The sequence below is a fragment of the Pseudomonas sp. SMN11 genome, from assembly GCF_052041945.1.
Lineage (GTDB): Bacteria > Pseudomonadota > Gammaproteobacteria > Pseudomonadales > Pseudomonadaceae > Aquipseudomonas.
In genome coordinates this window covers 22,631-38,196 of sequence record NZ_JBKGGW010000030.1, presented here as the reverse complement: position 1 = coordinate 38,196, position 15,566 = coordinate 22,631, and the positions used below count along the sequence as shown (strand labels likewise).

Here is a 15,566-nt window from a genome sequence, read left to right as displayed (position 1 = left end):
CTCACGCCCGGTCGGCCTGGCGTTCGCCAAGCAGGCCGTTAGGCCGGAACAGGAGCACCAGGATCAGCACGGCAAAGGCGAAGATGTCCTGGTAGTTGGCACCGAGAAAGCCCCCGGTGAGCTGCCCGGTGTAGCCGGCCGCCAACGACTCGATCAGCCCCAGCAGCAAGCCACCGGCCATAGCCCCGAACAAGTTGCCGATGCCGCCGAGCACCGCCGCCGAGAAGGCCTTGAGGCCCAGCAGCAGGCCCATGTAGGCGTCGGCCTGGCCGTAGTTGATGGCGCGCATCACCCCGGCGACTGCACCCAGGCTGGCGCCGATGAGGAAGGTCACGGAGATCACCCGGTTGATGTTGATACCCATCAGCCCGGCCACTTCCTGGTTCTGCGCGGTGGCGCGCATGGCCTTGCCCAGGCGGGTCTTGTCGACCAGCAGCCAGAGGCCGAACATGATCACCACGGCGATCAGCATGATCGACACCTGCACATTGGTCAGGGTCGCGCCGAACACCTCGACCGGCTGCACCTCGACCACTTCGGGGAAGGTCTTGTAGCCGCGCCCCCAGATCATCATCGCCAGATTCTGCAGGGCGATGGAGATGCCGATGGCAAGGATCAGCGGGGTCAGCCGCGGTGCCTTGCGCAGCGGCCGGTAGGCGTACTTCTCCATGCCCTGGGCCAGCAGCATGCAGACGACCGCGGCCGCCATGATCGCCAGCAGCAAGGTGAGAATGCCCGGGGCGAAGCCGGCACCGGCCAGCATCGTGAGTACCGAAATGGTGACCATGGCGCCGACCATCACCACCTCGCCGTGGGCGAAGTTGATCAGGCCGATGATGCCGTAGACCATGGTGTAGCCCAGGGCTACCAGGGCGTAGATGCTGCCCAGCACCAGGCCGTTGAGGACCTGTTGCAACAAGATATCGAAGTTACCGTCCACGAGCTGAATCCTCGAAACTGCGTTGTCGTCGGCGCACGGCGGCACAGCGCCGTGCACCGACAGGCCTGGCAGGTGGGAAAAGTCTTGTTGTTATGTTGCAGGCTGCGCCTGCTTGTTATGGGGGTGACGCTCAGTCGCGCTCGACCGACAGGGTCTTCCAGCCGCCGTCGGCAAACTGGAACACGGTGGCGGCGGGGTTTTTCAGGTTGCCCTTGTCGTCGAAGGCGATGGTGCCGGTGACGCCGTCATAGCTCTGGCTCTTGAGCACCGGCAGGTAGACCTTGGGGTCATCCGAGCCGGCCTTGACCATGGCATTGATCGCGGCCCAGGTCGCGTCGTAGGCGGCGGGCGAAGACTGCACCACGCCTACCCCGAACTTGTCCTTGAGCTTCTGCTCGAAGGCTGCGCCTTTGGGCATGTCGAGCAACGGTGTGCCGTAGTTCCAGGCGTAGGTGCCCTCGGCAGCGCTGCCGGCCATCTGCTTGAACGAGTCGTTGGGCAGGTTGCCGATGTTCATGAAACGGGCCTTCAGGCCCAGGTTCTTCATCTGCTTGGCCATGGGTGCGGCCTGGTAGTCGAGGGCGGCGAAGAACACGGCATCGGCCTTCTGTGCCTTGGCCGTGGTAAGGATGGCGTTGAAGTCGGTGGACTTGTCGTTGGTGTACTCGCGCACCACCACGTTGCCGCCCGCCGCCTTGACCGCCCGGGTCACCTCATCGGCCAGGCCCTGGCCATAGGCGGTGCGGTCGTCGAAGATGGCGATGCGCTGGGCCTTGAGCTGGTTGACCAGGTAGTTGCCGGCATAGCGGCCCAGGGTGGCATCGTCGTTGACGGTGCGGAACACCGACGGGATACCCTGCTGGGTCAAGGTGGGGTTGGTGGCCGAGGGCGAGATCTGCGGAATGCCGGCGGCGGCGTAGATCTTTGAAGCGGGGATGCTGGTGCCGGAGTTGTAGTGACCGATCACCACGGCCACTTTCGAGTCCACCAGGCGTTGCGCGACGGCGGTGCCGGTGCGCGGGTCGGCGACGTCATCTTCGGAGACCAGCTTGAATTGCGCGACCTTGTCGCCAATCTTCAGCTGCTGCTGGTTGGCCTCCTCCACGGCAATCTGGATGCCATGCTCGACGTCCTGTCCCTGGTGCGCCGAAGGCCCGGTCAAGGGGCCTGCGAAGCCGATCCTGACCACTTCACTGTCTGCTGCGTTTGCCGTCCCCATGGCCATCAGCAAGGTTACTACGGTGGCGAGGGCTGTACGCCCGCCGTTCTTCTTATTCATGCTCAGCTCCCAGTCGTAGTTGGACGAACCTCGAAACACTGTGCTTACCGCCTGCGAATTGGCAGGAACGCCATCGCACTTGTAAGATAACAGTCAGCAGGCAACTGTCAATGGGTGTATGCTTCGGGAGTGGGTAAAAAAATGTTTGCGCCGACAGGCGAAGTCGTCGGCTGAAAAGGCGCCGTCCTGCCACCCGGTAAGATGTTTGATAACATATGCCGACAACATCACCGCTGGTTGGCTACGGATCCCGCCGCATGGGCTTTCGGGCTGCGCGCAACCTGCCGGAGAACAACCGTGATGAGCCAACCAGTTTCAGGAGCAACACTTCTATGAATGCGTCGTTAGGCACGCGCCGCGCCAATCTGGCGGAAACCGTGATCCAGGAGCTGTCCGGCCGGATCGACAACGGCACCTACGGCCCGGGCGACAAGCTGCCGTCCGAGCAGGAGCTGTGCAAGGAGTTCAACGTCAGCCGCCCGGTGATCCGCGAGGCGGTGGCGTCGCTGCGCCTGGGCGGGCGCCTGATCGCCCGCCAGGGCGTGGGCGTGTTCGTGGTCGAGCAGGACGTCAAGCGCATCGGTTTCGCCATCGACAGCGTGGTCGACGACGTGCGTGCCGCGGCGCAGATCCTGGAACTGCGCCTGGGGATCGAGACCGAGTCGGTGGCCCGCGCCGCCGAGCGCCGCAGCCCGGCCAGCATGGCGGCGATCACCGAGGCGTTCGACCGCTTCAATTCGCTCGACGGTGCCAGCCAGGAAGAAGAAGCCCGCGCCGACTTCGAGTTCCACCTGGCAATCGCCCGCGCCACCAACAACCCGCACTTCACCCAGCTGCTCGAAGCGCTGGGGCCGGACATCATCCTCGACCTGAACCTCAAGCATGGCCAGGTCACCGGCAAGAACCGCCAGGCGCATATCAAGAAGATCGGCCGTGAACACGGGGCGATCCTGTCGGCGATCAGCATGGGCGATGTGGGCAGTGCGCGCACGGCGCTGCGCAAGCACCTCGAAGAAAGCCTGTCGCGCTATCAGCGGTTGCTCGACAGCAAGGCCTGAAAAAGTAGCTGCGCCTGCACCGGTCTTGTAGGAGCGGCCTTGTGTCGCGAAAGGGCTGCACAGCAGCCCCGGCAATTTCAGCGGCGCAGCTGAAACCCCGGGGCCGCTTCGCGGCCCTTTCCGACCGGTCCGGCGCCCCGGCAAGGCCGCTCCTACAAAAAGCAAGCCCGGCTTCAGAGCCCCAGGCACATGTACTTGATCTCCAGGTAATCCTCGATCCCGTACCGCGACCCTTCCCGCCCCAGCCCCGAAGCCTTGACCCCGCCAAACGGCGCCACCTCGGTCGCCACCACGCCGACATTGACCCCGACCATCCCGTATTCCAGGGCCTCGGACACCCGCCAGATACGCCCGACATCCCGCGCATACAGGTAGCAAGCCAGACCAAACTCGGTATCGTTCGCCTGGGCAATCACTTCCTCTTCACTGCTGAAGCGGAAGATCGGCGCCACCGGGCCGAAAATTTCCTCACGCGCCACCCGCATGTCTGGCGTCACATCGGCCAGCAAGGTCGGCTCGAAAAACGCCTCGCCCAACGCATGCCGGCGCCCACCTGCCACCACCCGCGCGCCCGCCTCCACCGCTTCGCCCACCAGGCGCTCGACGCCACTGGCGGCACGCCCGTCAATCATCGGCCCGACGTGGGTACCCGGCGCATCGCCCTGCCCCACCACCAGCTCGCGCACCCGCTCGGCAAAGCGCGCAACGAAGCGCTCGTAAATGCCCTCCTGGATATAGAAGCGGTTGGCGCACACGCAGGTTTGCCCGCTGTTGCGGAACTTGGCGATCAGCGCACCCTCCACCGCCTTCTCGAGGTCGGCGTCATCGAACACGATAAAGGGCGCGTTGCCACCCAGCTCCAGGGTCACCTTCTTCACCGTCGCCGCCGACTGCTGCAACAGCTGGATGCCGATCGGCGTGGAGCCGGTGAACGACAGCTTGCGCACGGTCGGGTTGGCCGTCAGCTCGCCGCCGATAGCGGCCGAATCGCCCGTAACCACGCTCAACACTCCCGCAGGAATGCCCGCACGTTCGGCCAGCACGCACAGCGCCAGCGCACTGAAGGGCGTCTGCGAGGCGGGCTTGAGCACCAACGTGCAGCCGGCTGCCAGGGCTGGTGCAGCCTTGCGGGTGATCATCGCCGCCGGGAAGTTCCACGGGGTAATGGCCGCGCACACACCGATCGGCTCCTTGGTGACGATCAAGCGGCGGTCGGCACTGGGCGAAGGAATCACGTCGCCGTATAGGCGCTTGCCCTCCTCGGCATAGAACTCCACATAGGCCGCAGCAAAGGCAATTTCACCACGGGACTCGGCCAGCGGCTTGCCCTGCTCGGCGGTCATGATCCGCGCCAGGTCTTCCTGATGGGCGAGGATTTCGCGGAACCAAGCCTGCAGCCGCGCCGCGCGCTCCTTGGCCGTGAGCGCACGCCAGGCCGGCAAGGCACGCTCGGCGGCGGCGATGGCGCGACGGGTTTCATCCCCCCCCATGCGCGGCACATGGCCGAGCACGGCACCGGTGGCCGGGTTGGTCACGGCAATGCGCTGGCCGCTGTCGGCCGCCAGCCATTCTCCGTCGATATAGCAAACTTCACGCAGCAGATCGTGATCGGCAAGGTTCATGTCGATTGGCTCGTTCGGAAAGGAAAAAAGGTGGGGCCGGACCGCGCCCCACCTGAGGCGAATCAGCGCTTGGCCTGCAGGGCCTTGTCGCGGATCTGGCTGAGGGTCATGCGCGGGGTCAGGGCTTCAGGATCGACCTGGATCTCGATCAGCGCCGGCTTGCCCGAAGCCTGGCAGCGCTCGAAGGCACCCGCGAAGTCTTCGGTACGGGTCACGGTTTCGCCGTGCAACCCATAGGCACGGGCCAGGGCGGCGAAGTCCGGGTTATGCAGCTCGGTGCCCGAAACGCGACCTGGGTAGCTGCGCTCCTGGTGCATGCGGATGGTGCCGTACATGCCGTTGTTGACCACGATAGTGATCAGCCGGGCGTCATAGTGCACCGCCGTGGCCAGCTCCTGGCCATTCATCAGGAAGCAGCCGTCACCGGCAAAGGCCACCACCGTGCGTTGCGGGTAGGTCAGCTTGGCTGCCACCGCCGCAGGGACGCCATAGCCCATCGAACCGTTGGTAGGCCCGAGCAGCGTGCGGAACACCTGGTGCTGGTAACCGCGGTGCACCCAACCGGTGTAGTTGCCGGCACCGCAGGTGAGGATGCTGTCTGCCGGCAGCGCCTTGTTCAGCCAGGCAATCACTTCGCTCATCTGCACATCGCCCGGCGAGCGTGGCGTTTCGAAATTACCGCGGTAGCCACTGTTCAGGCGGGCGACCCAGTCGGCGAAGGCATCCGGGCGCACCGGCCCGAGGATGTTGGCCTGACGCAGGAAGCTGCCCGGGCCTGCGTTGATGCCCAGGGTCGGCTGGTAGACCCGGCCGATCTCTTCGGCACTGGCATGCACATGCACCAGGGCTTGTTTCGGCGTAGGGATATCGACCAGCGCGTAGCCGCCCGTGGTCATCTCACCAAGGCGCGCGCCGATCACGATCAGCAGGTCGGACTGCTTGACCGCCTCTACCAGTACCGGGCTGGCCGCCAGGCCCAGGTCACCGGCGTAGTGCGGGTCGGTGTTGTCGAACAGGTCCTGGCAGCGGAACGAGGCCGCCAGCGGCAGGTTCTGGGTGTGCACGAAGGTCTTCAGGTCGGCTACTGCCTCGGCGGTCCAGCCACCCCCGCCGGCAATCACCAACGGCCGCTCGGCCTTGGCCAGCAACTGCTGCAGCTCACCCAGGGCCTCAGGTGCCGGCGCTGCCTCTACACGCTTGGCCGGCAGGGCATCCGGCACCTGGACCAGATCGGTCAGCATGTCTTCGGGCAGTGCCACCACCACCGGGCCGGGGCGGCCACTGATGGCGCGCTGGAAGGCCTGGTTGACCAGTTCCGGGATGCGCGCGGCATCGTCGATCTGCACCACCCACTTGGCCATCTGGCCGAACATGCGCCGGTAGTCCACTTCCTGGAAGGCTTCGCGCTCGATCTGGTCGCGGGCCACCTGGCCGATGAACAGCAGCATCGGCGTAGAGTCCTGGAAGGCGGTGTGCACGCCCACCGAGGCATTGGTTGCCCCCGGGCCACGGGTGACGAAGCAGATGCCCGGCTTGCCGGTCAGCTTGCCGTAGGCCTCGGCCATGTAGGCCGCCCCGCCCTCCTGGCGGCAGACGATCAGGTCGATCTGGTCCTGCACGTCATGCAGCGCATCGAGCACCGCCAGGTAGCTTTCGCCGGGCACGCAGAATGCACGCTCGACGCCATTCACCCGCAGCGCGTCGACCAGCACCTGGCCGCCACTGCGTTTCACTTCGGAGTTGCTCATTGTTGTTCTCCCTCAGGCAGTGCGCTCAGATGACCGAATCTTCCAGGAACGGCTTGTTGTCGATCACCCGCTGGTAGCTCAGCGCGCCCAGGTCGAGCGAGCGGTAGCCACCGTAGGTGATCAGCTCGGACAGGCCACGGCCGATGGCCGGCGCCTGCTGCAGGCCGTGGCCGCTGAAGCCGTTGCAGAACAGGAAGTTGCTTACCTCGTTGTGCGGGCCGACGATGGCGTTGTGGTCGAGCACGCAGAAGTCGTAATGCCCGGCCCAGTAGTTGACCACCTTGATGCCTTCGAACGCCGGCACGCGCTCGGCGAGGATCGGCCAGACTTCTTCGTCGAACTCGGCGTGCAGCACCTCGAAGTCCTCGAAGTCCACTTCCGGGTCGTTTTTCGGGTAGGTGCCACCCAGGTAGAACTTGCCCTCCGGGCGGAAGAACACCCCGGTCGGGTCGATGGTCAGCGGCACCGTGCCTTGCAGCGGGGTGCGACAGTCGAACACGAACAGCGAGCGGCGGCGCGGCTCGACCGGGATGTCCAGGCCGGCCATGCGCGCGACCCTGGTGCCGCGGGTGCCGGCACAGTTGACCAGCAGGCCGCAGCCGATGCGCTCGCCGCTGGCCAGCTGTACGCCAGTGATGCGGTCACCTTCACGCTGGATGCCGACCACTTCGTTCTCGATGTACTCGATACCCATCGAGCGTGCCTTGCGGCGGAAGCCATTGAGCATGCCCAGGCTGTCGAACCAGCCTTCGCCACTCTGGCCGTAGCTGGCACCGGCCAGGCTGTCGATATTGACCCAGGGGAACTTGCGCTGCAGCTGCTCGGGGTCGAGCAGGTGCACGTCGGCGCCGTGGGACACCTGGGTGTCGTGCAGCCGGCGCAGCACTTCATAGCCCTTGTCATCGCCCAGGAACAGGTAGCCGTTTTCGTGGAAGGCCAGGTCCGGACGGTCGCCGTCCACCTCCATCACGTCCGGGAAATTGCGCACGAATTCGGCGCCGAACTTGGAGATTTCGATGTTGATCGGGTTGGAAAACTGCTGACGGATCGAACTGCTCGACAGTGCGGTGGCCGACTTGTTGTAGGTCCAGTCGCGCTCGATGACCAGTACCGAGCCCTTGAAGTCCGGGTTGTTGGCCAGGAAGTAGGCGGTGGCGCTGCCGTTAACCGCGCCGCCGACGATCACCACATCGTAATTCTGTTGTTTAGCGGTGGAAGCCATGGAATAAGCTCTCTTTCTGGAGATAGCTGGGCCCCCTGTAGGAGCGGGCTTGCCCCGCGAAGCATGCGACGCGGTGCCTGGCACCGGCTTCGCCGGTGTTCGCGGGGCAAGCCCGCTCCTACAGGAATCCTCTGGTTACTTAGGGTCTTCGAAGTGGCCGGCGCCGGCGAAGTTGCCGCCGTGGTAGCGCGCAGCAGGCTCGTCAGGCTTGAGCGGCGGGTGCTCGGCGAGGACCTTTTCGCGGTAGTCGTCGGCGCTGTCCTTCGGCACATAACCGATGGACGAGGCCAGGCGGTTGTCCCACAGGCTTTCGCGGTTGTTCGACATGCCGTAGACGATCATGTGGCCGACCCGCGGCGCCAGCAGCGCGCGCTCGGTGAGCTGGGCGAAGTCGTCGAACGACAGCCAGGTGGCGAGCATGCGCCGGTCCAGTGGCTCGGGGAACGACGAACCGATGCGCAGGTTCACCGACTCGATGGCGAACTTGTCCCAGTAGTAGCGGCCCAGGTCCTCGGCGAAACACTTGCTCACGCCGTACAGGCTGTCAGGGCGGTGCGCGGCGGTGGCGTCAATGGTCTCGGTGCGGTCGTAGAAACCAATGGCGTGGTTGGAGCTGGTGTACACCACGCGCCTGACGCCATTGCGCCGGGCGGCCTCGTAGATGTTGTAGGTGCCGACGATGTTGCCGTTGAGGATCTTCTGGAAGGTATCTTCGACCGGCACGCCACCGGCATGCACGATGGCGTCGACGCCCTCGGTCAGCGGCAGCACGTCATCGAAGTTGCCCAAATCGCAACGGATCAGCTCTTCGTGCGGCGCGGCATGGCCCAGGTCGGCGATGTCGGTCAGGCGCAACTCGTCGGCGAACTGCGCCAGGTGCTTGCGCAGCACGCTGCCCAGGCGCCCGGCGGCTCCGGTGATCAGCAGACGTTTGAATGGCTTGCTCATGATTTACCTCTGTTCGATTCGTGTGTTCAGGCCAGCGCCGCGAACGCTTCGCGCAACTGGCCCAGCGCCTGCTCCAGTTCCTGGCGCGAGGTGGCGAAGGACAGGCGTATGTAAGGCTCTACACCGAACGCCGAGCCCGGCACCGTGGCCACCTTGCCGACGCGCAGCAAATAGGCAGACAGCTCGGTATCGTTGCTGATCAGCTGGCCGTCCGGGGTGCGTTTGCCGATGTAGGCGCTGACTTCGGGGAAGGCGTAAAACGCCCCCTGCGGCATCGCCAGCTTGAGCCCCGGGATCTGGGCCAGGCCGCGCATCACCAGCTCGCCACGCGCCTGGTATTCGCGGTTGGCGTCGCGCACGAAGTCCTGCGGGCCGTTCAGTGCTGCCACCGCCGCCAGCTGCGAAATGCTCGACGGGCATGTGGTGGTCTGCGACTGGGTCTTGTTCATCGCCACGATCAGGTCCTTGGGGCCTGCCGCGTAACCCAGGCGGTAACCGGTCATGGCATAGGCCTTTGACACCCCGTTGATCAGCAGGGTGCGCTCGCGCAGTTGCGGGCAGGCCGTGACGAACGACACGAAGGGCTGGTCGCCCAGCACGATGTGCTCGTAGATCTCGTCCGAGATGATCAGTACGTTCGGGTGGCGCTCCAGCACCTTGCCCAGGGCCGCCAGCTCTTCACGGGTGAAGATCGCCCCGCTCGGGTTGTTCGGCGAGTTGAGCATCACCCAGCGGGTGCGCGGGGTGATGGCGGCTTCCAGCTGCTGCGGGGTGACCTTGAAGCCTTGCTCGGCACCACAGGGGATCACCACTGGCACACCGCCATTGAGCATGGCCATGTCGGTGTAGGACACCCAGTAAGGTGCCGGGGTGATGACTTCATCCCCTTCTTCCAGCGTGGCCAGGAAAGCGTTGAACAGCAGTTGCTTGGCGCCGTTGCCTACACAGATTTCGTCCAGGCCGTAGGCCAGGTCATTTTCCCGGGCGAACTTATCGACGATCGCCTGGCGCAGGCTCTCGAGGCCGTTTGGCGCGGTGTAGTGGTTGTTGCCCGCCAGCATCGCCTGATAGGCGGCCTCGATCACGTGGGCCGGGACGTTGTAGTCCGGCTCGCCGAGCGCGAGGTTGATCACTGGCTCGCCCTTGGCCAGCATCTGCTTGGCCAGCACCGATACGGCCATGCTCGGTGAGCTCTTTACCGCACGTACGCGGCTGCTCTGGATTTCCATGGTTCAGCGCTCCTGGGCGGCATCGAAGCCGTAATCGTCACGGGCCTGTTCGGCACTGATGTAGCCGTAGCGCAGGTCGCGCTCGACCTGCTGGCGGTCGCGCTGACGCGGGTCGCCGTAGCCACCGCCACCGGGCAGGCGCAGCACCAGGCGGCGTTCGGCCGGCACGAACTGCTGGCCCTTGCCACGCAGCAAGGTGCCGTCGTCCAGGCCAACGAAGCCTTCGGCGCCCTGCTGGCCGCCAGCCAGACCGCGTGCCGGGTATTGGATGCGGTCGAACATGGCGCTGAAGCGGAAGCTGTAGCCCTCGGCCGCCGACACTTCGATTTCCTGGCCCAGGCCGCCGCGCAACTCACCCGCACCGCCGGATCCCTCACGCAGCTCCTTGCGCCAGACCACCACGGGGCCTGCATGCTCGGTGGCCTCCACCGGCATGGTGTGCACGCCGCTGGGGAAGGCGGTGGCGCTCAGGCCATCCATCGCCGACCGGGCGCCCATGCCGCCGCTGTTGAACATCAGCATCTCGGCGTTGCGGCCGTTGGGGTTGGTTTCCAGCGGGCGCACGCTCAGGTGCAGGTTCCACAAGGCGCTGGCACCTTCGGCCGGCACTTTGCCCGGCAGGCATTTGTGCAGCGCACCGAGCACAAGGTCGGGGACGAAGTGCCCAAGCACATGGCGCACCGACACCGGTGCCGGGTGCTTGGCATTGAGGATGCAACCTTCCGGCGCGGTGACTTCGAACGGCGCCAGCGACGCGGTGTTGTTGGGGATCTCCGGCGCGACGATGCACTTGAGGCCGTAACAGGCATAGGCCTTGGCGTAACCCAGCGGCACGTTGATGCCGAACTGGCTCATGCCCGAGGTGCCGGTGAAATCGCTCTTGATACCGTCCGGGCCAACGGTGATGGTCACGGCCAGGGTCACCGGCACGTCGTAACCGTCGAGGGTCATGCTGTTGCTGTAGGTGCCATGGGGCAGCGACTTGAAGCACTCCAGCGTGGCGCGCCGGCTGTGCTCGAGAATGAAACCGCCGATGTGCTCCAGGTCATCCAGCCTGAACTCTTCGAGCATGTCGAGCAGGCGCTTGTGGCCCGTCTCGTTGCACGCCGACAGCGCATAGAAGTCGCCCACCACTCGGTCGTTCTCGCGCACGTTGTTGCGCAGGATGTTGATCAGGTCGCGGTTGACCTTGCCGCGCTCGAACAGCTTCATGATCGGGATGAACAGGCCTTCCTCATACACCTCGCGAGCATCCGGGCCGAAACCGCGGCCGCCGATATCGACCACGTGGGCGGTACTGGCGAAGTAGCCGATCAGCCTGCCCTTGTAGAACGACGGCGAAACGATGGTGATGTCGTGCAGGTGGCCGGTGCCCTTCCACGGGTCGTTGGTCACGTACACGTCGCCTTCGAAGATGTTGTCTTCGCCGATGTCGTTGATGAAGTGCACCACCGCCTCGGCCATGGTGTTGACGTGGCCCGGGGTGCCGGTCACCGCCTGGGCGAGCATGTTGCCGGCACGGTCGAACACCCCGGCAGACAGGTCGCCCGCCTCGCGCACGCTGGTGGAGAAGGCCGTGCGGATCAGGGTCAGGGCCTGTTCTTCGACCACCGAGACCAGGCGGTTCCACATCACCTGCATTTGAATGTCGATCAAAGTATCGCTCATGGTTCTGGCTTCCGAATCAGGCGTTAGCGGCGCACGACCAGCAGGCAGCCGTCTGGCTGGACCGTGGCGGTGAAGTTGGAGGTGACGAAGGTCGAGGTCTCGCGCTCGACGATGATCGCCGGGCCATCGACGCGGGCACCGACCTGCAGCTCTTCGCGCGGGTGGATGGCGGCCTCGACGAAACCACCGGCAGCCACATCGAACACCTGGCGGCGAGCGACTTCATGGGCACGGTAGGCAGCGCCCACTTCCTCGATGCGCTCGACCGGCGGCAGCGGCGAGCTGGCCTTGACCGACCAGCTGACGATCTCGATGTCCGGGCCTTCGATGGGGCGACCGAAGAAGCGCGTGTAGGCCTCTTCGAACAGCGCCCGGAACTGGGCGGTGTCTGCTGCGCTGAAAGCCTTGAACGGCAGCGCCACGGGGATTTCCCAGCCCTGGCCGACATAACGCATGAACGCCGTGCATTCCATTTCCGGCTCGCCCTCGGGCATGCCCTGGCGCAGGAAGCCCAGCGATTCGGCTTTCATTTCCGCGATCAGGCCATTGATGGCGAGCGCATCGAACTCGGACAGGCGCACGAACGAACTGCGTACCGCCTCGTAGCCAAAGGGGGCGCGCAGGAAGCCGATGGCCGAGCCCACGCCAGCACCGGCCGGGACGATGAAACGGGCCACGCCCATTTTTTCGCACAGGCGTGCGGCATGCAGCGGGCCGCCGCCGCCGAAGGTGATCATGGTGTAGTCGGCGATGTCCTTGCCGCTTTCCACCGCATGCACACGGCCGGCGTTGGCCATGTTCTCGTCGACCACTTCACAGACGCCGAAGGCTGCGGTCTCGGGCTTCATCCCCAAGGGCTGGCCAATCACCCGCGCCATGGCATTGCCGGCTGCCAAGGTGGACAAGCGCAAGGCGCCACCGGCGAAGTTGTCGGCGTCCAGGCGGCCGAGCAGCAGGTTGGCATCGGTGATGGTCGGTTCCAGACCGCCACGGCCATAGCAGGCAGGGCCAGGTTCGGACGCCGCGCTGTGCGGGCCGACGCGGATCTGGCGCATGCTGTCGATACTGGCGATGGAGCCACCACCGGCACCGATTTCGACCATTTCCACCACCGGGATGGAAATCGGCATGCCGCTGCCCTTCTTGAAGCGATAGGTGCGCGCCACCTCGAAGGTCTTGGCGGTTTTCGGCACCTGGTCTTCGATCAGGCAGATCTTGGCCGTGGTGCCGCCCATGTCGAACGACAGCACGTTCTCAAGCGCATAACGGCGGGCGATGTCGGCGGCGAAGATCGCCCCGCCGGCAGGGCCCGACTCGACCAGGCGCACCGGGAACTCGGCCGCGCTCTGCACCGAGATGATGCCGCCACCGGAGTGGATCATGAACACCGGGCAATCGGCGCCTTCCTTCTTCAGCGTGACCACCAGGCGGTCGAGGTAGGACTTGATCAGTGGCTTGACGTAGGCGTTGGCACACACGGTGTTGAAGCGTTCGAATTCGCGCATCTGCGGCGAGACTTCGCTGGAGATCGAGATCGACAGCTGCGGCAGGCGCGCCTGCAGGGCATCGCGCAGCTGGCGTTCGTGGGCGCCATTGACGTAGCTGTGGAGGAAGCCGATGGCGACGCTCTCGTAGTTGCCTTCGGCAACGCGCTCGATCAGCGCGTCGATTTCAGCCTGCTGCGGGGCGATCAGTACCTGGCCCTTGACGTCCAGGCGTTCGCGCAGGGTGTAGCGGTGTTCGCGGTCGATCAGCGGCGGCGGCAGGGCGATGTTGATGTCGTACTGCTCGAAGCGGTTTTCGGTGCGCATCTCCAGGGTGTCACGGAAGCCTTCGGTGGTGATGAAGGCGGTGCGCGCGCCACGGCGCTCGATCAGGGCGTTGGTGGCCAGGGTGGTGCCGTGGATCAGCTGGTCGATATCCGCGAGCGTGAGGCCGGCCTGCTCCACCACCTGGCGCACGCCAGTGAGGATGGCGCGCTCGGGCAGCTCGTAGTCGGTCAGGATCTTGGTCGAATGCAGCACGCCGTCCACGTCCAGCGCGATATCGGTGAAGGTGCCGCCTATGTCCACGCCGACCCGGCATGATGTCGCAGTCATCGTCATATCCCCTGCAATGCTTTGTAGTTGTACCGATCCGCTGAAGCGGTCTTCATGTAAGTTATATGTTGTCTTACAGGTGGTCAAGCACCTGTTTGCTGAAATCTGCGTCTTTTGTACCGACCTCTTCGCGGGTAAACCCGCTCCTACAGGAACTCGCGTTCCCCTGTAGGCGCGGGCTTGCCCGCGAAGAGGCCAGCACAGGCAACCTTCAACCCGCGGTTCTGACCATCCGCCCGCCACCCACCGCCTGCGCCGTGGGGAACACTTCAAGGCGCGACACATCCACCTGCCGCGGCATCTTCAATGCCGCCAGCAACAGCTCGGCGATATCTTCCGGCTGGATCGATTCATAGCCGTCATACAGCTCGCTGCCCGCCGCCTGCATACCCATGGCGGCCTTGTACAGCTGGGTCTGCACCCGCCCCGGCGCGATCTCGGTCACCCGCACGCCAGTGCCCAGCAAGTCGCAGCGCAAGGCATCACAGAACAGGCTTACCCCAGCCTTGGAAGCGCCATACACCGCCGCCCCCGGGTGCGGTGCGCGGCCGGCACTGGAGCCGATGAAGAACAGGTGCCCCCTGCCCCGCCCGACCATGCCCGGCAACACCAGGCGCGCCAGGTGCAAAGGCGCCTTGAGGTTGATGTCGAGCATGTTGTCGATCTCGGCCTCGTCGATGTCCTGGAATGCCGCCCGGGTGGAAAGAATCCCGGCATTGTTGACCAGCACATCCACTGTCTGCCCTTCGAGCGCAGCGCTCAACGACCGATAGTCGCGCACATCGGCCTGCAGGGTGCTGACACCCGGCTCGCGCGCCAGCTCAGCCAGCACTTCCTGGCTACGGCCAACGGCAATCACCTGCAACCCGGCATCGCGCAGCGCCAGCACGATGGCCTTGCCGATACCACTGGTGGCCCCGGTCACCAGTGCGCGCTGGTAGCCCTCGGGGAATGCGACTTCAGGCATAGATGTAACCTCCGCTGACGATGACGTTCTCGCCGGTGGCATAGCTGTTGCGGCTGCTGCCCATCATCACGATCCATTCGGCGATCTCTGCAGGCTCTGCAGCGCGGCCCAGGGGGTTGGCTGCGGCCAGTTCGCCGAGGAAGCCCAGCTGCTTGGCACGCTCGGTGGCGAAACCGGCCGGGGCCACCGAGTTGACCAGGATCTGGTCCTTGGCACAGGCCTGGGCAAAGGACTTGGTCAGGCTCACCACCGCCGACTTGGTGGCGGCATAGTGGGCGTTCTGCGGGTGCGCCTTGAAGGCGTCCACCGAGGTCACGTTGACGATGCGCCCGGTCACCGCCGGCGCGGCGACGTACTGCTGCATGTGGCGTACGGCAGCGACCATCATGTGGTAGGTGCCCTTGATGTTGACGGCGTTTTCCAGGTCCCACTCTTCGTCGGTGATCTCGAAGATGTCCTTGCGCGGGTAGATCGCCGCGCTGTTGACCAGGCAGTGCACCCGGCCCAGGGCATTGACGATTTCGCCGAAGGCGGCATGGGCGGTGTCCTTGCGGGCGATGTCGCCGACCGCGATGGCCACCTCCACGCCCTGGCCGCGCAGCTCCTCGGCCGCTTGTACCAACAATTGCTCGTTCCGGTCGATCAGGCCGATCTTGCCGGCACCGCGCTTGACCATCAGCCGGGCTGTCTCCAGGCCCAGACCCGAGGCACCACCTACGATCACAACAGTTTGATTGTCCACACAACACCTCCGCGATTGAGTCTTTACGTAAGATGCCTGTTGTC

Annotated in this window: 12 protein-coding genes; 1 reads left to right on the top strand and 11 read right to left on the bottom strand. The window is 65.1% G+C overall.

Annotated elements, in window-relative coordinates; all coding sequences use genetic code 11:
- Position 1 precedes the first annotated feature (1 nt).
- Positions 2 to 940: a branched-chain amino acid ABC transporter permease gene (locus tag ACLEJU_RS21510; protein WP_294335394.1), complete on the bottom strand. Its 939-nt coding sequence runs from the start codon at positions 938 to 940 to the stop codon at positions 2 to 4.
- 130 nt (positions 941 to 1,070) lie between these two features.
- The gene (locus tag ACLEJU_RS21505) at positions 1,071 to 2,219 is read right to left on the bottom strand and encodes a branched-chain amino acid ABC transporter substrate-binding protein (RefSeq protein WP_435424368.1); all 1,149 of its coding nucleotides are present in this window, start codon (positions 2,217 to 2,219) and stop codon (positions 1,071 to 1,073) included.
- Positions 2,220 to 2,551: 332 nt separating this feature from the next.
- Between ACLEJU_RS21505 and ACLEJU_RS21500 the strand changes: the two genes are divergently transcribed.
- Entirely contained in the window at positions 2,552 to 3,277 is a 726-nt protein-coding gene (locus ACLEJU_RS21500; protein ID WP_294335390.1) for a FadR/GntR family transcriptional regulator, read from the top strand.
- Positions 3,278 to 3,450: 173 nt separating this feature from the next.
- On the opposite strand, the gene ACLEJU_RS21495 is transcribed toward ACLEJU_RS21500, so the two are convergent.
- From ACLEJU_RS21495 to ACLEJU_RS21455, 9 genes are all read right to left on the bottom strand, one after another.
- Positions 3,451 to 4,899 carry an NAD-dependent succinate-semialdehyde dehydrogenase gene (locus tag ACLEJU_RS21495; RefSeq protein WP_435424367.1) on the bottom strand — a complete coding sequence of 483 codons (1,449 nt, stop codon included), beginning with the start codon at positions 4,897 to 4,899 and terminating at the stop codon, positions 3,451 to 3,453.
- Between the two features lie 62 nt (positions 4,900 to 4,961).
- The gene (locus ACLEJU_RS21490) at positions 4,962 to 6,647 is read right to left on the bottom strand and encodes a thiamine pyrophosphate-binding protein (protein ID WP_435424366.1); all 1,686 of its coding nucleotides are present in this window, start codon (positions 6,645 to 6,647) and stop codon (positions 4,962 to 4,964) included.
- 25 nt (positions 6,648 to 6,672) lie between these two features.
- Entirely contained in the window at positions 6,673 to 7,869 is a 1,197-nt protein-coding gene (locus ACLEJU_RS21485; RefSeq protein WP_435424365.1) for an NAD(P)/FAD-dependent oxidoreductase, read from the bottom strand.
- A 135-nt stretch (positions 7,870 to 8,004) separates the two neighbouring features.
- Positions 8,005 to 8,817: an NAD-dependent epimerase/dehydratase family protein gene (locus tag ACLEJU_RS21480; protein WP_435424364.1), complete on the bottom strand. Its 813-nt coding sequence runs from the start codon at positions 8,815 to 8,817 to the stop codon at positions 8,005 to 8,007.
- A gap of 26 nt (positions 8,818 to 8,843) precedes the next feature.
- Positions 8,844 to 10,046: a pyridoxal phosphate-dependent aminotransferase gene (locus ACLEJU_RS21475; RefSeq protein ID WP_435424363.1), complete on the bottom strand. Its 1,203-nt coding sequence runs from the start codon at positions 10,044 to 10,046 to the stop codon at positions 8,844 to 8,846.
- Between the two features lie 3 nt (positions 10,047 to 10,049).
- The gene (locus tag ACLEJU_RS21470; protein WP_435424362.1) at positions 10,050 to 11,714 is read right to left on the bottom strand and encodes a hydantoinase B/oxoprolinase family protein; all 1,665 of its coding nucleotides are present in this window, start codon (positions 11,712 to 11,714) and stop codon (positions 10,050 to 10,052) included.
- A 23-nt stretch (positions 11,715 to 11,737) separates the two neighbouring features.
- A complete protein-coding gene (locus tag ACLEJU_RS21465) occupies positions 11,738 to 13,813 on the bottom strand; it encodes a hydantoinase/oxoprolinase family protein (RefSeq protein WP_435424361.1) in 2,076 nt (691 codons plus the stop codon).
- Between the two features lie 211 nt (positions 13,814 to 14,024).
- On the bottom strand, positions 14,025 to 14,780 hold the full coding sequence (locus ACLEJU_RS21460; protein ID WP_435424360.1) for an SDR family oxidoreductase: 756 nt from the start codon (positions 14,778 to 14,780) through the stop codon (positions 14,025 to 14,027).
- A complete protein-coding gene (locus tag ACLEJU_RS21455) occupies positions 14,773 to 15,522 on the bottom strand; it encodes an SDR family NAD(P)-dependent oxidoreductase (protein ID WP_435424359.1) in 750 nt (249 codons plus the stop codon). Before ACLEJU_RS21455 ends, ACLEJU_RS21460 begins: the two co-directional genes overlap by 8 nt.
- Positions 15,523 to 15,566 lie beyond the last annotated feature (44 nt).

Coding starts and splice junctions, on each gene's coding strand:
- ACLEJU_RS21505 (WP_435424368.1), bottom strand. CDS start 2,219: ATGAATAAGAAGAACGGCGGGCGTACAGCCCTCGCCACCGTAGTAACC.
- ACLEJU_RS21500 (WP_294335390.1), top strand. CDS start 2,552: ATGAATGCGTCGTTAGGCACGCGCCGCGCCAATCTGGCGGAAACCGTG.
- ACLEJU_RS21495 (WP_435424367.1), bottom strand. CDS start 4,899: ATGAACCTTGCCGATCACGATCTGCTGCGTGAAGTTTGCTATATCGAC.
- ACLEJU_RS21490 (WP_435424366.1), bottom strand. CDS start 6,647: ATGAGCAACTCCGAAGTGAAACGCAGTGGCGGCCAGGTGCTGGTCGAC.
- ACLEJU_RS21485 (WP_435424365.1), bottom strand. CDS start 7,869: ATGGCTTCCACCGCTAAACAACAGAATTACGATGTGGTGATCGTCGGC.
- ACLEJU_RS21480 (WP_435424364.1), bottom strand. CDS start 8,817: ATGAGCAAGCCATTCAAACGTCTGCTGATCACCGGAGCCGCCGGGCGC.
- ACLEJU_RS21475 (WP_435424363.1), bottom strand. CDS start 10,046: ATGGAAATCCAGAGCAGCCGCGTACGTGCGGTAAAGAGCTCACCGAGC.
- ACLEJU_RS21470 (WP_435424362.1), bottom strand. CDS start 11,714: ATGAGCGATACTTTGATCGACATTCAAATGCAGGTGATGTGGAACCGC.
- ACLEJU_RS21465 (WP_435424361.1), bottom strand. CDS start 13,813: ATGACTGCGACATCATGCCGGGTCGGCGTGGACATAGGCGGCACCTTC.
- ACLEJU_RS21460 (WP_435424360.1), bottom strand. CDS start 14,780: ATGCCTGAAGTCGCATTCCCCGAGGGCTACCAGCGCGCACTGGTGACC.